The sequence below is a fragment of the Roseinatronobacter domitianus genome (genome assembly GCF_023336755.1).
GTDB classification, from domain to species: domain Bacteria; phylum Pseudomonadota; class Alphaproteobacteria; order Rhodobacterales; family Rhodobacteraceae; genus Roseinatronobacter; species Roseinatronobacter domitianus.
Window position 1 is genome coordinate 89,449 of record NZ_JALZWP010000001.1, and the last position, 19,218, is coordinate 108,666.

A 19,218-nucleotide genomic window follows, 5' to 3' on the forward strand; every position below is an offset into this window, starting at 1 on the left:
ACGGGCCGAAGCTGGCGATATTGTGGCGGGGCGGCTCATTCGGCGGCAATCCCTTCCACGCGGTCTTCGATCTCGTCTGCGGCATCTTGCAACGCGGCCAAGGTGGCGGCGTCGGGTTGCCAGTAGTTGCGTTCCGATGCTTCGATCAGACGGCCCGCCATGCGCGCGCTGGCTTGCGGGTTCAGGTCTGCCAACCGTTTGCGCATGGCTTCATCCAGCACAAAAGTTTCCGACAGGCGCTGATAGACCCATGGCTCTACCGTGCCGGTCGTGGCCGACCAGCCAAGCGTGTTCGTGACCTGCGCTTCCAACTGGCGCACGCCCTCTGCCTTGTGCTCCAGCAGTGCCTCATAGAATTTGGGGTTCAGCGCGCGTGACCGCGTTTCCAGTGCGATCTGGTCGCGCAATGTGCGCACTTGCCCCGCGCCGCGTGTCTGGTCGCCAATATAGACCGGCGTATCCTGCCCGCCGCGCGCACGTTTTACCGCACGGGCAATGCCGCCCAGCGTATCGAAGTAATGGTCCACCGTGGTGACGCCCAATTCGACCGACTCAAGGTTCTGATAGGCCATGTCCACGCGCGACAGCGAGGATTTCAGCAAATCGGGCTGTGCGACGGGTTTGCCGTTTACCCCGTAAGCAAACCCTTTGCGGGTCTGGTAGGCATCGGCCAATTCGTCTTCGTCCCCGAAGGTGGAGCTGTCGACCAATGCGTTTACATTCGACCCGTAAGCGCCCTCGGCATTGGAATAGACCCGCAAAGCGGCAGTTTCCAACGGGATGTTCAATTCCTGCGCGGTTGCCATGGCATGCGCGCGGATGAAGTTCTGCGATGCGGGTTCATCCGCCAGTGCCGCTTTCAGCGCGGCTTCGGCCAGAAGGCGGGTTTGCAGCGGCAGCAGGTCGCGGAAAATACCCGAGAGGGTCATCACTACGTCAATGCGCGGACGACCAAGGTCCGAGAGCGGGATCAGGTCGGCGCCGGACAGGCGGCCATATGCGTCAAAACGGGGCGTTGCGCCGATCAGCGCCAGCGCCTGCGCAATCGGCCCGCCATCGGATTTGATATTGTCCGACCCCCACAGCACCATCGCCACGGACCGTGGCAAGGTTGGGTGCGCGTCAAGCAGTTTTTGCGCCTGCACGCGGCCTTCGCGCAGCGCGAAGGCGGTGGGCATGCGGAACGGATCGAACGCATGAATGTTGCGCCCCGTCGGCACGATCTGCGGCGCGCGGATCAAATCCCCGCCCGGAACCGGAGTGATAAACTCGGCGCTCAGCGCGCGCATGATACCGTCCAGCTCGTGATCGCCCTGCAGCGCCAAGTCCATCGCCGCGCGGGTGGCATCGTCGCAATCGACCTGCGCCAGCAGATGTGCGCGGGCGGCTGCATCCATCTTGCGGCCCACAATATGCAGGCCTTCGGGGATCAGCGCATCTTCCAGTTCCAGCAGTTTCAGCCACAGCGTATCGGGCACGCCGGTCATATCCAGCGCCTTCGCCTGATCCGCGATCAAGGCTTCCAGATCGGCGCGAGTCTCTGCGTCGTCCTCTTCGACACGGCGCCAGCGTTGCAGGCTGTCTTTCAGCTCTTGCAGGCCTTTATACAGGCCCGCATGCGCCACCGGCGGCGTCAGATGCGTGATCGTCACGGCACCAGAACGGCGCTTGGCGAGCGAGGCCTCAGAGGGGTTATTCGCAGCATACAGATAGATATTCGGCATCTCGCCGATAAGCCGGTCGGGCCAATCGCGCGCGCCCATGCCCGCTTGTTTGCCCGGCATGAATTCCAACGCGCCATGCATGCCGAAATGCAGCACGACATCGGCGGCATAGGTATTGCGCAGCCACAGATAGAATTGGGCGAAGGCATGCGTCGGCGCAAAGCCGCGTTCGAAGAGCAGGCGCATCGGGTCGCCCTCATACCCAAAGGTGGGCTGCACGCCGACAAAAACATTGCCGAACTGGTGGCCCAGAATGAACACGCCGCGCCCGTCGGACTGGATGCGACCGGGGGCCGGGCCCCAGACCGCCTCGATGGCCGAAAGCGGCGGGCAGTTCCTGACCATCTCATCTGCGGTGACATGCGCCGCGACATTGGCTTCTTGCCCATATTGCGCGGCATTGCCTTTCAGAACCATCTCGCGCAGGGCGCCGACATCTTCAGGCACATCAAGGGTATAGCCCTCGGCCTTCATGCGGGTCAGGGTGTTGAACAGGCTTTCAAACACGCTCAGATATGCGGCGGTGCCGACCGCGCCCGCATTGGGCGGAAAGCCGAACAGAACGATCCCGACCTTCTTGGCGGCATTTTCCTTGCGGCGCAATTGCACCATGCGCAGGGTCTTTTCGGCCAGCGAGATGATCCGCTCATGGCAAGGTGCCATCTCGCGTGATCCGGTTGTGACGTGGCACGCCATATGGCAGCCGGTGCAGGTTTCGGCCCCATGGCGGCCCGCAAATACGGTGGGGTTGGTCGCGCCGTCAATCTCGGGCAGCGCAATCAGCATCGTGGTCTCGACCGGGCCAAGGCCCGTGCCCGACCCGCCCCATTGGCCAAGCGTCTGAAACTCCAGCGGATGCGCGACCATGTAGGGCACGTTCAGCGCGCTGAGAGTTTCCACCGCAGCCGGGCTGTCATTATAGGCAGGGCCGCCGACAAGGCTAAACCCGGTCAGCGACAAAAGCGTGTCGACCTGCCCTTTGTGATACGCATCTATCGCGGGGCGGCCATCAAGCCCCCCGGCAAACGCGGCGCGCACGGTCAGGCCTTTGGCCTCCAGCGCGCGGATCACGGCGTCATAATGCGCGGTGTCATTGGCCAGAACATAAGACCGCATAAGCAGAACGCCCACGGTGCCGACACTGTTCGCAGGGCGCGGCAGGGCATCGGGGTTGATGGTGATGCGTTCGGGCAGGTCAGGGTGATACAGGCCCACTTCGGGGTAATCGATGGGGGCGGCGGCTGTGACCTGCCCCCAGTCGGGCCGGTTCGAATAGCGCCCGATCAGGAAACGCATCATCGATTCAATATTGTCGTCGGACCCGCCCAGCCAATATTGCATCGACAGGAACCAGGCCCGCAGATCCTGCGCCTTGCCGGGGACATACCGCAGAATTTTCGGCAAGCGGCGCAGCATGCTCATCTGCTTCGCACCAGAGGCAGGCTTGGATTTGTCGCCCCCGCCGCGCAGCTTTTTCATGATCTTGGCAATGCCCGTGGCGGGCTTGGCCATGTCCAGATCGCCCATGCAGGTCAGCTTCACGATCTGCGGGTCGGAAATGACCCCGACGAACGCATCGCAACGCGCGCGCGCGGCCTGCATTTCGGGCAGGCAGGCAAGGACGTGTTCTTCGATAAACAGAAGGTTTGCGCAGACGATATCTGCGGCGTTGATCGCGGCTTTCGCCCGCGCCAGCGCTTCGGGGTTTTCGGCCCATTCTGCGGCGGCATGGACCGACACTTCCAGCCCCGGAAAATCGGCTTGCAGACGCGGCAGGATGCGCTCTGCCGGGCCAGCCGCATGCGCGTCGAGCGTGACAACGACGAAGCGATACGGTTCGGGCTGGATGTGCTGACTATCGAGCATAATGCGCCTTCGCCTCATAGAGGGTGTCGACCGAAATTTCGCGCAGACCTTTTTCGGTAGCATAGCTTTCGGTGTTGCGACGTGCCTTGCCGCGCACGAAGAACGGGATTTTTTTCAACTCGCGCTCTGCGCATGACAGCCAGACCACGTTGTCTTGTGCCGCGGCGACCGCTTCAGGGGGGGCGTCTGCCGCGGGCATCGAGCCCGCGACCGCCGCTGCCGCAGGGGCGGCGGGTGCGCTGACCTCGGCGCGGGGCGCGTGTCCGCCATGATGCGAGGGGCCGGCATCGTCGTGGAACTCAAAATCGTCGCGGAACATGTGCAGCAGGTGTTCTTCCAGCCCCATGACCAGCGGATGGACCCATGTGTCGAACAGCACATTCGCGCCTTCAAACCCCATCTGGGGTGAATAGCGGGCGGGGAAATCCTGCACATGGACGGGCGCGGAAATGACGGCGCAGGGAATGCCCAGACGCTTGCCGATATGGCGCTCCATCTGGGTGCCGAGGATCATCTCTGGCGCTGCGGCCTCGATGGCGGTTTCGACATCGAGGTAATCGTCGGTAATCAAGGCCTCGAGGCCGAATTCCTTCGCCAAGGCGCGCAAGGGCCGGGCCTGTTCGCGGTTGTAGCAGCCCATGCCGCAAACCTCGAAGCCCATCTCGTCGCGGGCCACTTTCGCGGCCGCCATCACATGCGTGCCGTCACCGAACAGGAACACGCGTTTTCCGGTCAGATAGGTGCTGTCCACGCTGGCGGCCCACCACGGCTGGCGCAGCCGCGATTCGTCCACGGGCAGGGCGCTACCCGCGAGCGTGCGGACCTCATTGATGAAAGCGCGGGTGGCGTTGGCACCGATGGGGATTGTTTTGGTGAAGGGTTGCCCATGTTCCTTTTCCAGCCAACGCGCGGCGGATTCGGCGGTTTCGGGGTAAAGGAGCACGTTGAAATGCGCCGCCCCCATGCGTTTGATGTCGGACGGGCTGGCCCCCATGGGGGCGGCCACGTTGACCTCTATCCCCATTTCGGACAGCAGGCCGGTGATTTCGGCCAGATCGTCGCGGTGACGGAAGCCCAAGGCGGTCGGCCCAAGGATGTTGCAGGTCACACGCTCGCTGCGGGTCATGGGTTTGGCGAGCGTGCGGCAGATCTGCAAGAACGCTTCGTCGCAGCCGAAATTCTCCTTGCGCTGGTAGCTGGGCAATTCCAGCGCAATGGCAGGCACGGGCAGCCCCATGGTTTCGGCCAGACCGCCGGGATCATCCTGAATAAGTTCAGCCGTGCAAGATGCCGCCACGATCATCGCCTCGGGTTTGAACCGGTCATAGGCGTCTTGGCAGGCATTCTTGAACAGGCCAGCGGTATCGGCGCCCAGATCACGCGCCTGAAAGGTGGTGTAGCTGACGGGCGGGCGGTGGTTGCGCCGCTCAATCATGGTGAAGAGAAGGTCGGCATAGGTGTCGCCTTGCGGCGCGTGCAACACCATATGCATGTCGCGCATGCCTGTGGCGACGCGCATTGCACCCACATGGGGCGGGCCTTCATATGTCCAGACGGCGAGCTTCATGGCTGATTCCTGGGGCGCTGCCCCAGACCCAGGGATATTTGTGCAAGGATGAAAGAGGCGGTCATTCGGCGGCCTCCAGACGGTTGGGATGCTGGCGCGCGAGAAGGTCGCGGCGGCGCAGGGGGCGCGCGAAGAGGGACGCCAGATCACCGGCCTGCTCATAGAAATGGACAGGCGTGAAGACGAGTTCGATCGCCCATTTGGTCGCCAACCCTTCGGCTTCGAGCGGGTTGGCAAGGCCAAGGCCGCAGACGGTCAGGTCGGGGCGCGTGGCGCGCACGCGGTCGAGTTGCAGGTCCACATCCTGCCCTTCGGAGATGACCGGGCCTTTGGCGATGAGGTCGAGTTCCGGGCCGTGCAGATCGGCATGCAGATAGGGGGTAGAGATTTCCACCGCTTCCATGCCGCATTCGCGGGTCAGGAAGCGCGCGAGTGGCAGTTCCAACTGGCTGTCAGGCATGAAGAAAATACGCTTGCCGCGCAGTGTGGTCGCGGCGGCGGCGATGGCTTTTTCTGCGCGCGCACGCGGAGCGGCGACGACCTGGTCGACCTTTTCGGGCGCGATTCCGAATTCGGCGGCGACGGCTTTCAGCCAGAGCGTTGTGCCCTCTGCGCCGAAGGGGAAGGGGGCCGGGATGCGGCGCGCGCCGCGGCGTTGCAGGGCGGCATGAGTGTCGCCGGCGAAAGGCTGGGTCAGCGCGTAGACGGTGTTCGGGCCGATGCTGGGCATGTCTTCAGCGCGGCGGGCGGGCAGGCAGCGGACGGGCGAGATGCCGATCTGCGCCAAGAGATCGAGCGCCTGATCTTCGACCACGTCGGGGAGGGCGCCCACCAGCAAGAGTTCGCGCGCTTGCGTTTCGGGCAGGGACGGCACGAGGGCGGCAAGGCAGGCGTCTTCGCCTTCGGTGAAGGTGGTTTCAATCCCAGAGCCCGAATAATTCAGCACCCGCACCTTTGGCCCGTGCTGCGCGCTCAGCCGTTCGGCGGCGCGTGACAGGTCCAGCTTGATAACCTCTGACGGGCAAGAGCCGACAAGGAAAAGCTGCTTGATATCGGGACGGCGGGCCAGCAGGCGCGCGACTTCGCGGTCCAGTTCGGCATTGGCATCGGCCATGCCAGCCAGATCTTTTTCTTCCAGAATCGCGGTGCCGAAACGAGGTTCGGCAAAGATCATCACGCCTGCCGCCGATTGCAACAAATGCGCGCAGGTGCGCGAGCCGACAACCAGAAAGAACGCGTCCTGCATCTTGCGGTGCAGCCAGATAATGCCGGTCAGGCCGCAAAACACTTCGCGTTGGCCGCGTTCGCGCAGAACCGGCGTGTCGCGGCAGCCTGTGTCGAGGGGGGCGTTCATGCTGTCACCTCCAGCGTGCCGCCCAGCCGTGCCATGCGCAATTTCCACAGGAACTGCCCGGCATTGACGAAATAGGCGATGTAAGCGATCAGCGCGAGGATCATCAGGTTGGTCGGACCCATGGAGCCTGCGAACAGCGCGGCAATATAAATCGTGTGCAGCGCGATCACCCCGAAGCTGATGACATCTTCCCAGAAGAAGCTTTCGGCAAACAGGTATTGGCCGAACACTTCTTTTTCCCAGATCGCGCCAGTCACCATGATTGTATAAAGCGCGATGGTCTTGAGCACGACGGATGCGGTCGCAAGGCCATAGCCTTCGCCCGTCATCAGGTAGCGGATGACCAGCGCGGCAGAGACAAGGCAGATCACCAGTTGCACCGGGGCCAGAATGCCTTGCACCAAGGTCCAACGCGAGGCATCGCGGCGCGCGCGCTGCTCTGCGGTGTAGAGTGGTTTGTGGCTTGTCGCCGCGCCCATCTGCCGTTCCCTTCTCGATTCCATGAGGTGATGTTACTGCTCTCTCTGGCAAAGTGTCAATTAAAACTTACAATCACTCATGTCGGGCTAACAGTGCTGGAAAATCTGGCATATTGAACGAAAATGCGCCGAAAACCCCTTTTTACTAGAGGCATGTAGCGGGATAATCTGATCGTTTCGGAATGCTGCTGGAATTGGTGTAAGTTTCTTTTGACATTCTTTTGGTCAACTGCGAGACTTGAAGTTGACAATGCTCTGCGCTCTTCGATGATCGAACCGACGCCTGGAGCGAACTGTGAGGACGATGTGGATCATCACGGCCAGACAGATCGGCGGGACGATGGCGGCTCTGGTGGCGCGCTGACGCAATTCGCGCTTCGCGTCGTTTCGGAGCTGCGGCGCAACACCCCAATTGAAACCGGTGTTCCGCAGGATGATGTGCTAAGCTTGCTGCTGCGCCATGCCTTGAACGGCAATACCGAACCGCTGGGCTCTCTGTATAATGAGATGAAGCGCCGCGGTATCGCTGCCGAAGAAATTATCGATACATATTTCCCTGCCGCCATTAGCCGGATCGGCAATGAGTGGCACGAGGGTGATCTGGATATTCTGCAAGCCACGCTGCGTATGTCGCGTTTGCAGGCCTTGTTGCGCGAACTTGGGCGAGCCTGGGTGTCGGATAGCGTTGGTGGCCCCGGCGGCCCGCGCGTTCTGTTGGCCTTGCCCGGTGGCGAGCAGCACACGCTCGGGGCGATGGTCGCGGCCAATCAGATGCGCCGGATCGGTGTATCTGTTTGTGTCTGTCTTGTCCCCAACTCGTCACTGCTGGAGCAGAAACTGCTGAACAATCGCTTCGATGCCGTTTTTGTCTCTGCCTCAAACCGTTCTTGCCTTGCGTCTTGCGTTGAATTGGTGAAGAAAATTCGTCGGTTGCCGCTCGGCGATCTACCGGTTGTTTTGGGTGGCGGCATATTGAAAGAATTGCAGGATGACATGGATCTCAAGGCCTTGGCCAACCATGTCGGTGCCGACATGGCGACTTCTGATGTGACCAAGGCACTTGCAGTATGTGGCTTTAGCAATAAGGCGCAGGCTGCAGAGTAGTCAGGACGTCAAACTACGGTTTGCCTTGGGTAGACCCAGTATGGGAGCAAGTCGCACGTGTCGAATGATGGTGCCAATTTTCAGTCGGACGGCGCGGTCCCCATTCTAAGGGACCCTGTCGTTACATCTGTGGTGGCAACGCTGTCCGATGTGTCGCTTGTTATCGGGCAGGATGGTCGGGTGCGTGCCGCCGTGGCAAAGCCGGACTCTGGTTTTGCCGGTGTGGTGAAGTCATGGATCGGCCAGGCATTCGCCGCGTCGCTGGACGGCGATTCCGCCGACAGATTCCGGGCGCGCTGCGAGGATCTGTCCGCTCGTGCCCAATCTGGAGAGGCATCGCCGTTCCGCTGGGTTGAACTTGTGCACAAGGGCGTTGGCAGCGGCGGGGTTCCGGTGCGCTACGCCATGCATTGGGTCAGCCAAAGCGATGAGGTCTTGCTTCTGGGGCAGGATCAACGCCCGGTCATGGAGATGCAGCAGCAGCTCATGAATGCGCAGATCGCACTGGAGCAGGATTACGAATCTCAACGCGAGCTTGATACGCGCTACCGGCTGTTGATGGATTTCACGTCGGACGCTGTGGCGCTTGTGTCTGCCACGACTGGTGCAATCGTTGACCTGAACCATAATGCAGCGTCGTTGTTCGGCACATCGCGGGCCGAACTGCTTGATACGCCATTTGCCGAACGGTTCAACGGGCGTCGACGCGGCGAGTTGATGTCGGCGCTGACCTCGCCATTGGCAATGGACACGCCCGGCCCGATAGAGGTGGAGCTGAAGGTTTCGCAACGGCAGTTGCTGTTGTCGTCCAAACTGTTCCGCGCGGCCGGGGAGCAACTGGTCTTTGTGCGGCTGAGCGATCCGGAACTGGGATCGGTCGCAGATGGCAAGCTGGTCGCGAATCTGCGCCAGTTGTTCTATCGTGGTCCCGATGCGATGGTCTTTACCGACCGCGATGGGAATATTCTGTCTGCGAACGAAACTTTCCTGAACCTGACAGATGTGTCCAACCCATCGGCGGTGCAGGGGCGGTCCGTTGCCGACTTCCTGGCGCGCGGCGTGGTAGACCTGAAGGTGCTGTTGGAAAACGCGCAGCGCGCGGGCCAGTTGCGCATGTATTCCACCAAGCTGAAAACCGATTTCGACGCGACTGTTGCCGCCGAAATTTCTGCGACATGGCTGGATGACCGCCTGTCGCCGGTTCTGGCGCTGGTGATCCGGAATGCCTCTAGCGCCGTGGCGCGGCGCAATGAAGCGGGCGCGCAAGATGCAGATATGCGCGGTGTGATGGAACTGGTCGGATCAAGCACTTTGAAAGACATCGTGGCCGAAACCACCAATGTCATTGAAAAGATCTGCATCGAAACCGCAATCGAGCTGACGCGCAACAATCGCGTTGCCGCCGCAGAGATGCTGGGCCTGTCGCGCCAGTCGCTCTATGTGAAGCTGCGCAAATACGACATGCTGTCGCGCGACGAGGATTGACGCGGGGTTTCGCGGTCTTTTTTGTAAAACTGCGTCAGAGTTGATCTGTGTCAATTAATATTGTCACTCCATGTGTAAACTTCTACTTACACACAGGGGAGTCGCCACATGCGGATCGTTTTCATTCACCCGAACTATCATTCCGGCGGCGCCGAGATTGCCGGGAACTGGCCGCCAGCATGGGTTGCCTATCTGACCGGGGCGTTGAAAAACAATGGCTTTGACGACATCCATTTCATCGACGCGATGACCAACCATGTCGGCCCCGATGAGTTGCGCGCAAAACTGGCGGAATTGCAGCCCGATGTGGTCGGCGCCACCGCAATCACCCCGTCGATCTATGAAGCCGAGGAATGCCTGCGCATTGCCAAAGATGTCTGCCCGGACGCCCACACCGTTCTGGGCGGTATCCATGCAACTTTCATGTTCCGTCAAGTGCTGTCCGAAGCACCGTGGATTGATGTGATCGTGCGCGGCGAGGGCGAAGAGATCATCGTCAACCTGATGAACGCGATGGCAGAGGGGCGCTGGCCCGCAGATCGCCACAAGATCAAGGGCTTGGCCTTTGCAAATGAAGGCGAGATCACCGCGACCGAAGCCGCCCCCACGGTCAAGGATCTGGACGGGATCAAACCCGATTGGTCCATTCTTGAGTGGGACAAATACATCTACATCCCGCTGAACCGCAAAGTGGCCATCCCCAACATGGCGCGGGGCTGTCCGTTCACCTGTTCCTTCTGTAGCCAGTGGAAATTCTGGCGCGATTACCGCGTGCGCGACCCCAAAAAGGTCGTCGATGAGATCGAAGATCTGGTCAATAACCACGGCGTCGGCTTCTTCATTCTGGCCGATGAGGAACCGTCGATCAACAAGAAGAAATTCATTGAGTTCTGCGAAGAGTTGATCGCCCGCGGCCTGCCGGAGCGCATTCAATGGGGCATCAATACCCGTGTGACCGACATCATGCGCGACAAGGATTTGCTGGGCTTTTACCGCAAGGCCGGGCTGGTACATGTGTCGCTTGGCACAGAAGCTGCCGCGCAGATGAAGCTGGATGTGTTCAACAAGGAAACCACGGTTGCCGAGAACAAGGAAGCCATCCGCCTGTTGCGCGAGGCCGATATTTTCGTCGAGGCGCAATTCATCGTGGGCTTGGACAACGAGACCCCCGAAACGCTGGAAGAAACCTATCAGATGGCGTGGGACTGGCAGCCGGATCTGGCCAACTGGGCGATGTATACGCCGTGGCCCTTCACGCCGTTGTTTCAAGAATTGCGCGATCAGGTCGAGGTGTTCGACTATTCCAAGTATAACTTCGTGACCCCCATCATGAAGCCTGCCGCCATGACACGCGGGGCGCTCTTGGAAGGTGTGCTAAAGAACTATCGCCGTTTCTACATGAAAAAGGCGCTGTTCCATTACCCGTGGCGCGGCACCGGCTACCGGCGCAAGTATTTGCTGGGCTGTCTGAAAGCGTTCCTGAAGGCCGGGGTTCAGCGGCAGTTCTACGATCTGGGCAAGACCGATTATTTCAGCATGAAATCGCGCGATGACGTGACCTTCGGCTTCGACATGACCCGCACCATTGCCGATGCGCAAATGGCCGATTGGGAAGACCACGCCGACAAGAAGCGCAAGGCGCAGGAACGCCGCGACGCGTTGCGCGCCCAAGGCAAGGCGCGGGCGGTGGAACGCAACGCGGCGAAGGCCTGCGGTGGCGGCAGTCAGCAAATGGATGAAGCGCGAAGTTTCAAAATGCCCAACGGCGCGAGCGCGACCCGCACAGAACCGGCGGAGTGAGTGGCCATGGCTGCCCTAACTCAAGACAGGGCACGGATCGGGCCAAACGCGATCCTGCAACATTTGCCGGTGCTGGATGATGCCATCGGTGAACGCCTGCGTAGCGCGCTTTTGCACCGCGCGGGCGTGGCAGAGCCCCCGCCAGATGCCGGTATGTTACCCGAGGACGAGGTCGCGCGTCTGCATCACGCCGTGCGCCTGTTCCTGCCCGACCGCGCGCCGGATATTCAGCGCGCGGCGGGGTTGGCAACGGGGGATTACATTCTGGCGCACCGCATCCCGCGGCTTGCGAAATGGTTAATTCGGGTCCTGCCTGCGCCCTTGGGTGCGCGACTTCTGGCACTGGCCATCACCAAGCACGCTTGGACCTTTGCCGGGTCCGGCGCGTTTCGGGTGCTGGGCTATGGCCCTTTGCGCGTGGAAATCCGCGACAACCCTTTGGCGCAGCATGCCGCCGAAGCGCCCATCTGCCATTGGCACGCCGCCGTGTTCGAACGCCTGTTCGACGCATTGGTCTGGCCTGATGTCCATGTCGTGGAAGAGCATTGCACCGCCATGGGCGCACCCGCCTGCATCTTTCGCATCGCGCCCCGCACCTGATGCGGGGCCTCTGAGCGGACTTTCGGTGTGTCAATTCAACTTTACACTTGCGCGACTCAAGGTTGACAGGCAAGATTTACACCATGACTGTAAGCGATAGTATACCAGCGCGCCTGCCGCATCCCGCCGCCATGTTGGAGCTGATAAAGCCCATCACATGGTTCCCGCCCATGTGGGCGTATTTGTGCGGCATCATCTCCGTGGGTGTCTGGCCTGAAAGCTGGGCGCTTGTCGTCTTGGGCGTTCTGCTGGCCGGTCCCATTGTCTGCGGCATGTCGCAGGCCGCCAATGACTGGTGCGACCGGCATGTGGATGCCATCAACGAACCCAACCGCCCGATCCCGTCGGGCCGTATTCCGGGGCGCTGGGGCCTCTATATTGCGCTGGCGATGAGCGTGCTCTCGCTGGGCGTCGGCTGGTTGCTTGGCCCTTGGGGCTTTGGCGCAACCGTTATTGGCGTGCTGGCCGCTTGGGCCTATTCGGTGGAACCGATCCGCGCCAAACGCTCGGGCTGGTGGGGGCCGGGGCTTGTGGGCCTCAGCTATGAGGCGTTGCCATGGTTCACCGGCGCTGCCGTCATCGCCGCAGGAGCACCAAGGTTCGAGATTGTCGCGGTGGCCGTCCTTTACGGCCTTGGCGCGCATGGCATCATGACGATCAATGATTTCAAAGCCATCGAGGGCGACCGCCAGATGGGCCTGCGTTCGCTTCCGGTTACGCTTGGCCCGGTCAATGCGGCGACCGTCGCGGGCACTGTCATGGTGCTGGCGCAACTGGTCGTGGTTTGTCTGCTGGTGATTTGGGGCAAACCCATCCATGCCGCCGTGATTGCGCTTGGCGTTGGCGTGCAAATCTGGGCGTTGGGCCGCTGGCGCACCGACCCGGCAAAACTGGCCCCATGGTTTAACGGCACCGGCGTTGGCCCCTATGTTCTGGGCATGATGGTGGCCGCTTTCGCACTTCAAGGACTGCCCGCATGACATTGTCTTGGCTGCAAATTTTCCGCCTTGGGCTGGTGCAGGCCGCGCTTGGCGCGATTGTCGTTCTGATGACCTCGACCCTCAACCGCCTGATGGTGGTGGAACTGGCGCTGCCCGTGGTTCTGCCCGGTGCGCTGGTTGCCCTGCATTACGGCGTGCAGATCACCCGCCCGCAATGGGGCCATTTGGCCGATCAGGGCGGCAACCGCACACGCTGGATCATCGCGGGCATGGTGGTGCTGGCGCTGGGTGGCGTGGGTGCCACGCTGGCCATTCCGCTTTTGGAAAGCAACTTGGCGCTGGGTCTGGCCGTATCGGTCGTGGCCTATGCCGTCATCGGGCTTGGCGTCGGCGCATCCGGCACGTCGCTTTTGGCGTTGTTGGCCACCGCGACCGCCGAACACCGTCGTCCGGCCGCAGCCACCATCACATGGCTGATGATGATCGCGGGCATTGCGCTGACGGCGATCACGGCGGGTAAATTTCTGGACCCCTACAGCCACGCGCGTCTGTTGGCGGTCGTGGCTGTCATTTGTGCTGGCGCGGTCGCGCTGACCATTCTGGCGGTCTGGGGCATAGAGCGGCGCGTCATCGCACGCCCAGCCCCGCCCGCACAAAGCTTTCGCGATGGCATCCGCGACATCTGGGCCGATACCCGCGCGCGGCATTTCACCTTTTTCGTGTTCCTGTCCATGACCGCCTATTTCATGCAGGAACTGATCCTGGAGCCCTATGCAGGGCTGGTTTTTGGCTTCACGCCCGGTCAATCCACCTCCATGTCGGGCGCGCAGAATGGCGGCGTGTTCTTAGGCATGGTGCTGGTCGGCGTGGCGGCAACGGGCTTTCGCTTGGGCAGTCTGCGTGTTTGGGTCATGGCAGGTTGCACCGGGTCGGCGCTGATGCTGATCGCCATTGCCGGGGCCAGTTTTTGGGCGCTGCCCTTGGTGCCGCTGGTTGTGGCGCTTGGCTTCTTCAACGGCATGTTCGCGGTCGCGGCCATCGGGTCGATGATGCAGCTTGCAGGCGAGGGCGCGGACAAGCGCGAAGGTGCGCGCGTGGGGCTGTGGGGCGCGTCGCAAGCTATCGCGGCGGGCTTTGGCGGGCTGACGGGGGCGGCGCTTGTCGATGTTGCGCGCAGCCTGATGCCCGTGGCCGATGCGTTTGGTGCGGTGTTTTTGTTCCAGGCCACTCTTTTCATCGCGTCCGCCTATCTGGCCGCACGTATCATGACACCGCGCGCCACGGCGCTGCTGGTTCCGGGGGAATAAACCATGACATATGATGTCTTTATCGTGGGCGGTGGCCCTTCGGGCGCAACGGCAGCCGATGATCTTGCGCGCGCTGGCCACAAGGTGGCCCTGTTGGACCGGGCTGGGCGCATCAAGCCATGTGGTGGGGCGATCCCGCCGCGCGCGATTGCCGATTTCGACATTCCCATGTCCCAAGTGGTCGCGCAGATCACCACGGCGCGGATGATTTCGCCTACCGGGCGCGCGGTGGATATTCCGATTGAGAACGGCTTTGTCGGCATGGTTGACCGCGAGCATTTCGACGAATTCCTGCGCGAACGCGCCGCCGCGCACGGGGCCGAGCGTCTGACCGGCACTTTCCTGCGCATCGAGCGGGACGCGGACGGCACCCATGTCGTTTGGCGGGACAAGGCGTCGAAAGACGAACGGCGCAGCCCGGCCAAGCTGGTGATCGGGGCCGATGGCGCGCGCTCGAACGTGGCCCGCGCCGAAGTGCCGGGCGGCGATAAAATTCCCTATGTGATTGCCTATCATGAGATCATCAAGGCGCCGCCTGCGAATGACCAATACAACCCCGACCGCTGTGATGTGATCTATGATGGTCGCATCTCGCCCGACTTTTACGGTTGGGTGTTTCCGCATGGCAAAAGCTGTTCGGTTGGCATGGGCACGGAAAAGCCAGAGGCCGACCTGAAAGCCGCCACCGCCGATCTGCGCGCAATGTCTGGCCTGAGCGGATGCGAGACGATCCGCCGCGAAGGCGCGCCCATTCCGCTGCACCCGATGGACCGTTGGGACAATGGCCGCGACGTGGTGCTGGCTGGCGACGCGGCGGGCGTGGTCGCTCCAAGCTCTGGCGAGGGGATTTATTACGCGATGGTCGGGGGCCGAGTGGCGGCCACGGCGGCGCAAGCGGCTCTGGCCTCTGGCAAGCCCAAGGATCTGGCACTGGCGCGCAAGCTGTTCATGCGCGAGCATAAAACCGTGTTCAAGGTGTTGCGCTCGATGCAGGATGCCTATTACAAATCCGATGACCGGCGCGAGCGGTTCGTGAGCCTATGCCACGATATCGACGTGCAGCGCCTGACATTCGAGGCGTATATGAACAAGAAACTGGTCGCCGCACGCCCCATGGCGCATCTGCGCATTGGTGTGAAGAACCTGTTGCATCTAAGCGGGCTTGTGCGCCCGAATTTCACATGAGCTGTCTGATCCCCGCATGGGAAGACGGCGAATTGCGCGCGCTGGACAAGCTGGACGTGCATAGGCGCGGGCTGAAGCACAAGGCGATCTCGGTTTTTGTGACGGAGGGCGACCGCGTGTTGCTGCAACGCCGGGCCGATCATAAATATCATACACCGGGCTTGTGGACGAATACCTGCTGCACGCATCCGCATTGGGGCGAATCCGATCTCGATTGCGCCAACCGGCGGCTGAACGAAGAAATGGGCATTACAGGGTTGCATCTGCGCCATGTGGCAGAGATCGAATATCGCGCAGATGTCGGCGGCGATATGATCGAGCATGAGTTGGTGCAGGTCTACACGGCACGTGCGATGCGCGAGCTGAGCATCTCGCCGGACCCCAATGAAGTGTCCGATACCGACTGGATCAACCTGTCATCCCTGAACGCGGTGATCGAACGCTTCCCGGAACGCTTCACGCCGTGGCTGCGGATCTACCTGCGCGACCACGCGGCGCAGATTTTCGGGGCCGAGCGCGCGAGCGCGCTGGCCGAAGCATCGCTCAATCACTAGCGCGTGTCGCTTTCACTGGCATTCACGCGACCACTCGAACCTTATGTAATGCATATCGCGCGAAACCGGGAACCCGTTTTGCGCGATATGCTTTAGCGCGCTAGGCGAATTGTGGATTGCGCTTCCAGACTGAGAAATTCAGCGCCCCGGCAATCGTGACCCAGAGCAGATAGGGTGCGATCAGCGCGCCGGCCAGCGGATCGAGCAGGTAAAAGCTGACCACTGTGAGCGCGACGGACACCCAAAGACAGCACAGGATGACCATTGCCGCGCGCATGCGACGCAGCCCGAAAAACACCGGCGACCAGAGCGTGTTAAAGGCGATCTGCATGGCCCAGAAGGCAAGCGCCTGCTGCGAGCCGTCGATCAGTGCCACACGCATCGCAGCATAGGACATGGCGATATAGAGCGTGATCCAGACCAGCGGGAACATGAAGCCCGGCGGCGTCCAGACGGGTTTGTCCAGATTGTCATACCATGTGCCCGGCTCGAACATGGCCCCGGTCGCTCCGGCCGCGCCGCAGGCGGCGAGGAAGGTCAAAAACAGCATCCAGTCCATACGCGCACCTTTTCTGATCAAGTGGTCTTGACCTAATAGCGCCCCCTTGCGGGGGCAAGCCTTTACTGGAGCGCCCTTGCGGGCGCAGTTGGTCTGCTTGGTATTTGGTCAGACCTAAGTCATGCGCTGCGCTGGTCTAGGCCGATTTGCGCATTGCGGCGTGCAATATCATGCGCCCGCAGCCGGGTAAGCGCGTTTATCAGCGTGTCGGAGCGGCCGGTCGGGGCGTGGCCGGCGGCTGCATCGACCAAAAAGCTGACTTCGGGCGCAGCGCTTGCATAAAGCGTGGCCATGCGCGGTTGGATGGTGCTGAGGCCCGCGCGAAGGCCCGACAATGCCAGCCATCCAAGTTTGCGGGTTTTGCCGGTATGGGCGCGGCCCGTTACGCTGTCATATCCGCGCGCGCGCACCGCCCCGCCGATACCTGCGTAAATGTGCCGTGCGGCGAAAATGCCAGGGCGACAGGCCAGCGGCAGGTCGGCAATGCCGGGTTCCGAGCGCAGATAGAGGCGGTTGGCCTCTCGCAGCAGGCGGTCGGTCATGGTGCGGATTTCGGGCGTCGCGGCCGGGCGGCGCAAGAACGCCTGCGGGTCGACCCCGGCATCCGCAAACCAGTCGCGCGGCAGGTAGATCCGCCCAAGACCGGCATCTGCGCCAACATCGCGGGCAATATTGGTCAATTGCATCGCCAGCCCCAGATCACAGGCGCGCGCCAGCCGGTGGCGGTCGCGCACGCCCATCAGCACGCACATCATAACGCCCACCACGGCGGCGACGCGGGCGGAATAGTCCAGCACATGCGACAAGCTGTCATAGGTGCGGTCTTCGGCATCCCATGCCAGCCCTTCCAGCAGCGCATCTGGCAAGGCGCGGGGCAGGGCGTGCGCCTCTATCATGCGGGCAAAGCAGCGGTCTATCGGGGCGTTGAAGGGGTGGCCCGCATAGGCGCGGTCAAGCCGGTCTTGCAAATGCAACACCGCTTGCACGGGGGCTGCGCCTTCGTCCACGGCGTCATCGGCCAGACGGCAGAACGCGTAGAGCACCAGTGACGGGTCGCGCACGCGCGCAGGCAGCAGTCTGGACGCTGCGTGAAAGGACAGTGACCCGGTTCGGATCGCCGCGCGGCATTCGGCCAGATCGCTTTCGGCGCTCATTCCGCAGCCATGGGCAAAGGCGGCGCCATGGGGCGGGGTGCGTCGGGCACAAGCTGGCCCATCACCTCTGCGGTGCCGATCACGCCGGGCACGCCCGCGCCCGGATGGGTGCCTGCGCCCGCCAGATACAGGCCTGGCAGTTCCTCTGACACGTTATGCGGCCGGAAATAGGCGCTTTGCAGAATGCGCGGCTCTATCGAGAAGCCCGCGCCAAGCGGCGACAGATACCGGTCGCGGAAGGTTTCGGGCGTGAAAACAAGGCTTTCCGTCAGGTGCTGTGACAGGCCCGGCAGCAGGCGGTCTTCCAGCATTTTGAGCATCTTGAGGCGGTAGGGCTCTTCCTCGACCGCCCAATCCACCCCGTTATCATGCCCCAGATGTGGCACAGGGCTGAGAACATAAAAGGTGTCATCGCCATCGGGGGCAACCGATGGGTCGGTGATGGATGGACGGTGAACATAGAGGCTCATATCCTCCGCCAGCTTGCCGCGGATGAATATATCTTTGATATGCTCGCGGTAGCGCGGGCCGACAACGATGGTGTGATGGCCCACATCGGCCCACATGTCCCGCGTGCCGCGCGTGCCGAAATACCACACGAACAGCCCCATCGACCAACGCTGACGCTTGACCTTGGCATCGGTCCAGCGGCGGCGCGACCGGTTCCGCAGCAGGCGAGTATAGGTGTGCCCGGCATCGGCGTTCGAGATGGTGACATCGGCGCGAAGCTGCGTGCCGTCGGCCAGCTGCACGCCAGATGCGCGACCATTTTCCACTGTTATTTCATCGACTTCCGTGGACATCTTCAACTGCCCGCCTTGGTCGCGGATAACCTGCGCCATGGCATCCGCAATCGCCTGCACGCCGCCCATGGCATAATGCACGCCGAATTGGCTCTCTAGGTGGCTGACAAGGATATACATGGATGTCACGCGGAACGGGTCGCCACCAATGAACAGCGGATGAAACGACAGCGCGAACCGCAAGCGCGGGTCACGCACGCGCCGCGCAGCATGGGCATAGACCGAGCGATCTGCGCGCAGCCAGACAAAGCGCGGCAGCACTTTTATCAGCTCCCACAGTTCGTTCATCGGGCGGCGGCCAAGGTCCTCAAAGCCGAACCAATAGCGATCCTCGGCATCTGACAGGAACTTGCGAAAGCCATTCAGATCGCTGGGAGAGAGCGCCTCGACCTCTGCTTCAGTCGCGGCTTTGTCGGCGTGCAACCGGAATGACGACCCATCGTCCCAGCGGATTTCATAAAAGGGTTTCATGGGCTTAAGCGTAACGTCGCGGTCAAAATCGCGCCCGCAGGCCGCCCACAGATCGCGTAGCCCTTGCGGCACGGTCACGATGGTTGGGCCAAGGTCAAAGCGGTGGCCACCTTGTGTGATGGACGACCCGCGCCCGCCAACGCGGTCCAACTTGTCGATAACCGTGACCTGATAGCCCTTGGCACCAAGCCGCATGGCGCTGGCCAATCCGCCAAGCCCCGCCCCGATCACGATGGCCCGTGAGGGCGTAGAAGAATCAGTCATG

Annotated in this window: 15 protein-coding genes; 8 read left to right on the forward strand and 7 right to left on the reverse strand. The window is 61.9% G+C overall.

What is annotated here, in order from left to right; genetic code table 11:
* Positions 1-35: 35 nt before the first annotated feature.
* From M3N55_RS00455 to bchF, 4 genes are all read right to left on the reverse strand, one after another.
* Complete coding sequence (locus M3N55_RS00455) at positions 36-3,590, reverse strand: magnesium chelatase subunit H (protein WP_249055341.1); 3,555 nt, start codon at positions 3,588-3,590, stop codon at positions 36-38.
* Positions 3,580-5,157, reverse strand: a complete 1,578-nt coding sequence (gene bchB, locus M3N55_RS00460) for a ferredoxin:protochlorophyllide reductase (ATP-dependent) subunit B (protein ID WP_249055343.1) — start codon at positions 5,155-5,157, stop codon at positions 3,580-3,582. The genes M3N55_RS00455 and bchB overlap by 11 nt, the downstream gene beginning before the upstream one ends.
* Before the next feature lie 61 nt (positions 5,158-5,218).
* Positions 5,219-6,511, reverse strand: coding sequence for a ferredoxin:protochlorophyllide reductase (ATP-dependent) subunit N (locus tag M3N55_RS00465; RefSeq protein WP_249055344.1), 1,293 nt, complete (start codon positions 6,509-6,511; stop codon positions 5,219-5,221).
* Positions 6,508-6,990 carry a 2-vinyl bacteriochlorophyllide hydratase gene (gene bchF / locus M3N55_RS00470; protein ID WP_249055346.1) on the reverse strand — a complete coding sequence of 161 codons (483 nt, stop codon included), beginning with the start codon at positions 6,988-6,990 and terminating at the stop codon, positions 6,508-6,510. The genes M3N55_RS00465 and bchF overlap by 4 nt, the downstream gene beginning before the upstream one ends.
* 267 nt (positions 6,991-7,257) lie before the next feature.
* Here bchF and M3N55_RS00475 point away from each other — a divergent pair, with 267 nt between their 5' ends.
* From M3N55_RS00475 to idi, 8 genes are all read left to right on the forward strand, one after another.
* Positions 7,258-8,094, forward strand: a complete 837-nt coding sequence (locus tag M3N55_RS00475; protein WP_249055348.1) for a cobalamin B12-binding domain-containing protein — start codon at positions 7,258-7,260, stop codon at positions 8,092-8,094.
* Positions 8,095-8,151: 57 nt separating this feature from the next.
* The gene (gene ppsR, locus M3N55_RS00480; protein ID WP_249055350.1) at positions 8,152-9,579 is read left to right on the forward strand and encodes a transcriptional regulator PpsR; all 1,428 of its coding nucleotides are present in this window, start codon (positions 8,152-8,154) and stop codon (positions 9,577-9,579) included.
* A gap of 108 nt (positions 9,580-9,687) precedes the next feature.
* Positions 9,688-11,379 carry a magnesium-protoporphyrin IX monomethyl ester anaerobic oxidative cyclase gene (bchE, locus tag M3N55_RS00485; RefSeq protein WP_249055352.1) on the forward strand — a complete coding sequence of 564 codons (1,692 nt, stop codon included), beginning with the start codon at positions 9,688-9,690 and terminating at the stop codon, positions 11,377-11,379.
* Between the two features lie 6 nt (positions 11,380-11,385).
* Positions 11,386-11,979 (forward strand): bacteriochlorophyll 4-vinyl reductase, encoded by a 594-nt coding sequence (gene bchJ / locus M3N55_RS00490; protein ID WP_249055354.1) that lies wholly within the window; start codon positions 11,386-11,388, stop codon positions 11,977-11,979.
* A gap of 83 nt (positions 11,980-12,062) precedes the next feature.
* Positions 12,063-12,959, forward strand: coding sequence for a chlorophyll synthase ChlG (chlG, locus tag M3N55_RS00495; RefSeq protein ID WP_249055356.1), 897 nt, complete (start codon positions 12,063-12,065; stop codon positions 12,957-12,959).
* The gene (locus tag M3N55_RS00500) at positions 12,956-14,227 is read left to right on the forward strand and encodes a BCD family MFS transporter (protein WP_249055358.1); all 1,272 of its coding nucleotides are present in this window, start codon (positions 12,956-12,958) and stop codon (positions 14,225-14,227) included. Before chlG ends, M3N55_RS00500 begins: the two co-directional genes overlap by 4 nt.
* 3 nt (positions 14,228-14,230) lie before the next feature.
* A complete protein-coding gene (locus tag M3N55_RS00505; RefSeq protein WP_249055360.1) occupies positions 14,231-15,412 on the forward strand; it encodes a geranylgeranyl diphosphate reductase in 1,182 nt (393 codons plus the stop codon).
* Positions 15,409-15,966, forward strand: coding sequence for an isopentenyl-diphosphate delta-isomerase (gene idi, locus M3N55_RS00510; RefSeq protein ID WP_249055362.1), 558 nt, complete (start codon positions 15,409-15,411; stop codon positions 15,964-15,966). Before M3N55_RS00505 ends, idi begins: the two co-directional genes overlap by 4 nt.
* A 100-nt stretch (positions 15,967-16,066) precedes the next feature.
* On the opposite strand, the gene tspO is transcribed toward idi, so the two are convergent.
* The 3 genes from tspO to M3N55_RS00525 form a co-directional block, all read right to left on the reverse strand.
* On the reverse strand, positions 16,067-16,525 hold the full coding sequence (gene tspO, locus M3N55_RS00515) for a tryptophan-rich sensory protein TspO (protein ID WP_249055364.1): 459 nt from the start codon (positions 16,523-16,525) through the stop codon (positions 16,067-16,069).
* A gap of 119 nt (positions 16,526-16,644) precedes the next feature.
* Positions 16,645-17,679 carry a 15-cis-phytoene synthase gene (gene crtB, locus M3N55_RS00520; protein ID WP_249055366.1) on the reverse strand — a complete coding sequence of 345 codons (1,035 nt, stop codon included), beginning with the start codon at positions 17,677-17,679 and terminating at the stop codon, positions 16,645-16,647.
* Positions 17,676-19,217 carry a phytoene desaturase gene (locus M3N55_RS00525; protein WP_249055368.1) on the reverse strand — a complete coding sequence of 514 codons (1,542 nt, stop codon included), beginning with the start codon at positions 19,215-19,217 and terminating at the stop codon, positions 17,676-17,678. The genes crtB and M3N55_RS00525 overlap by 4 nt, the downstream gene beginning before the upstream one ends.
* Position 19,218 lies beyond the last annotated feature (1 nt).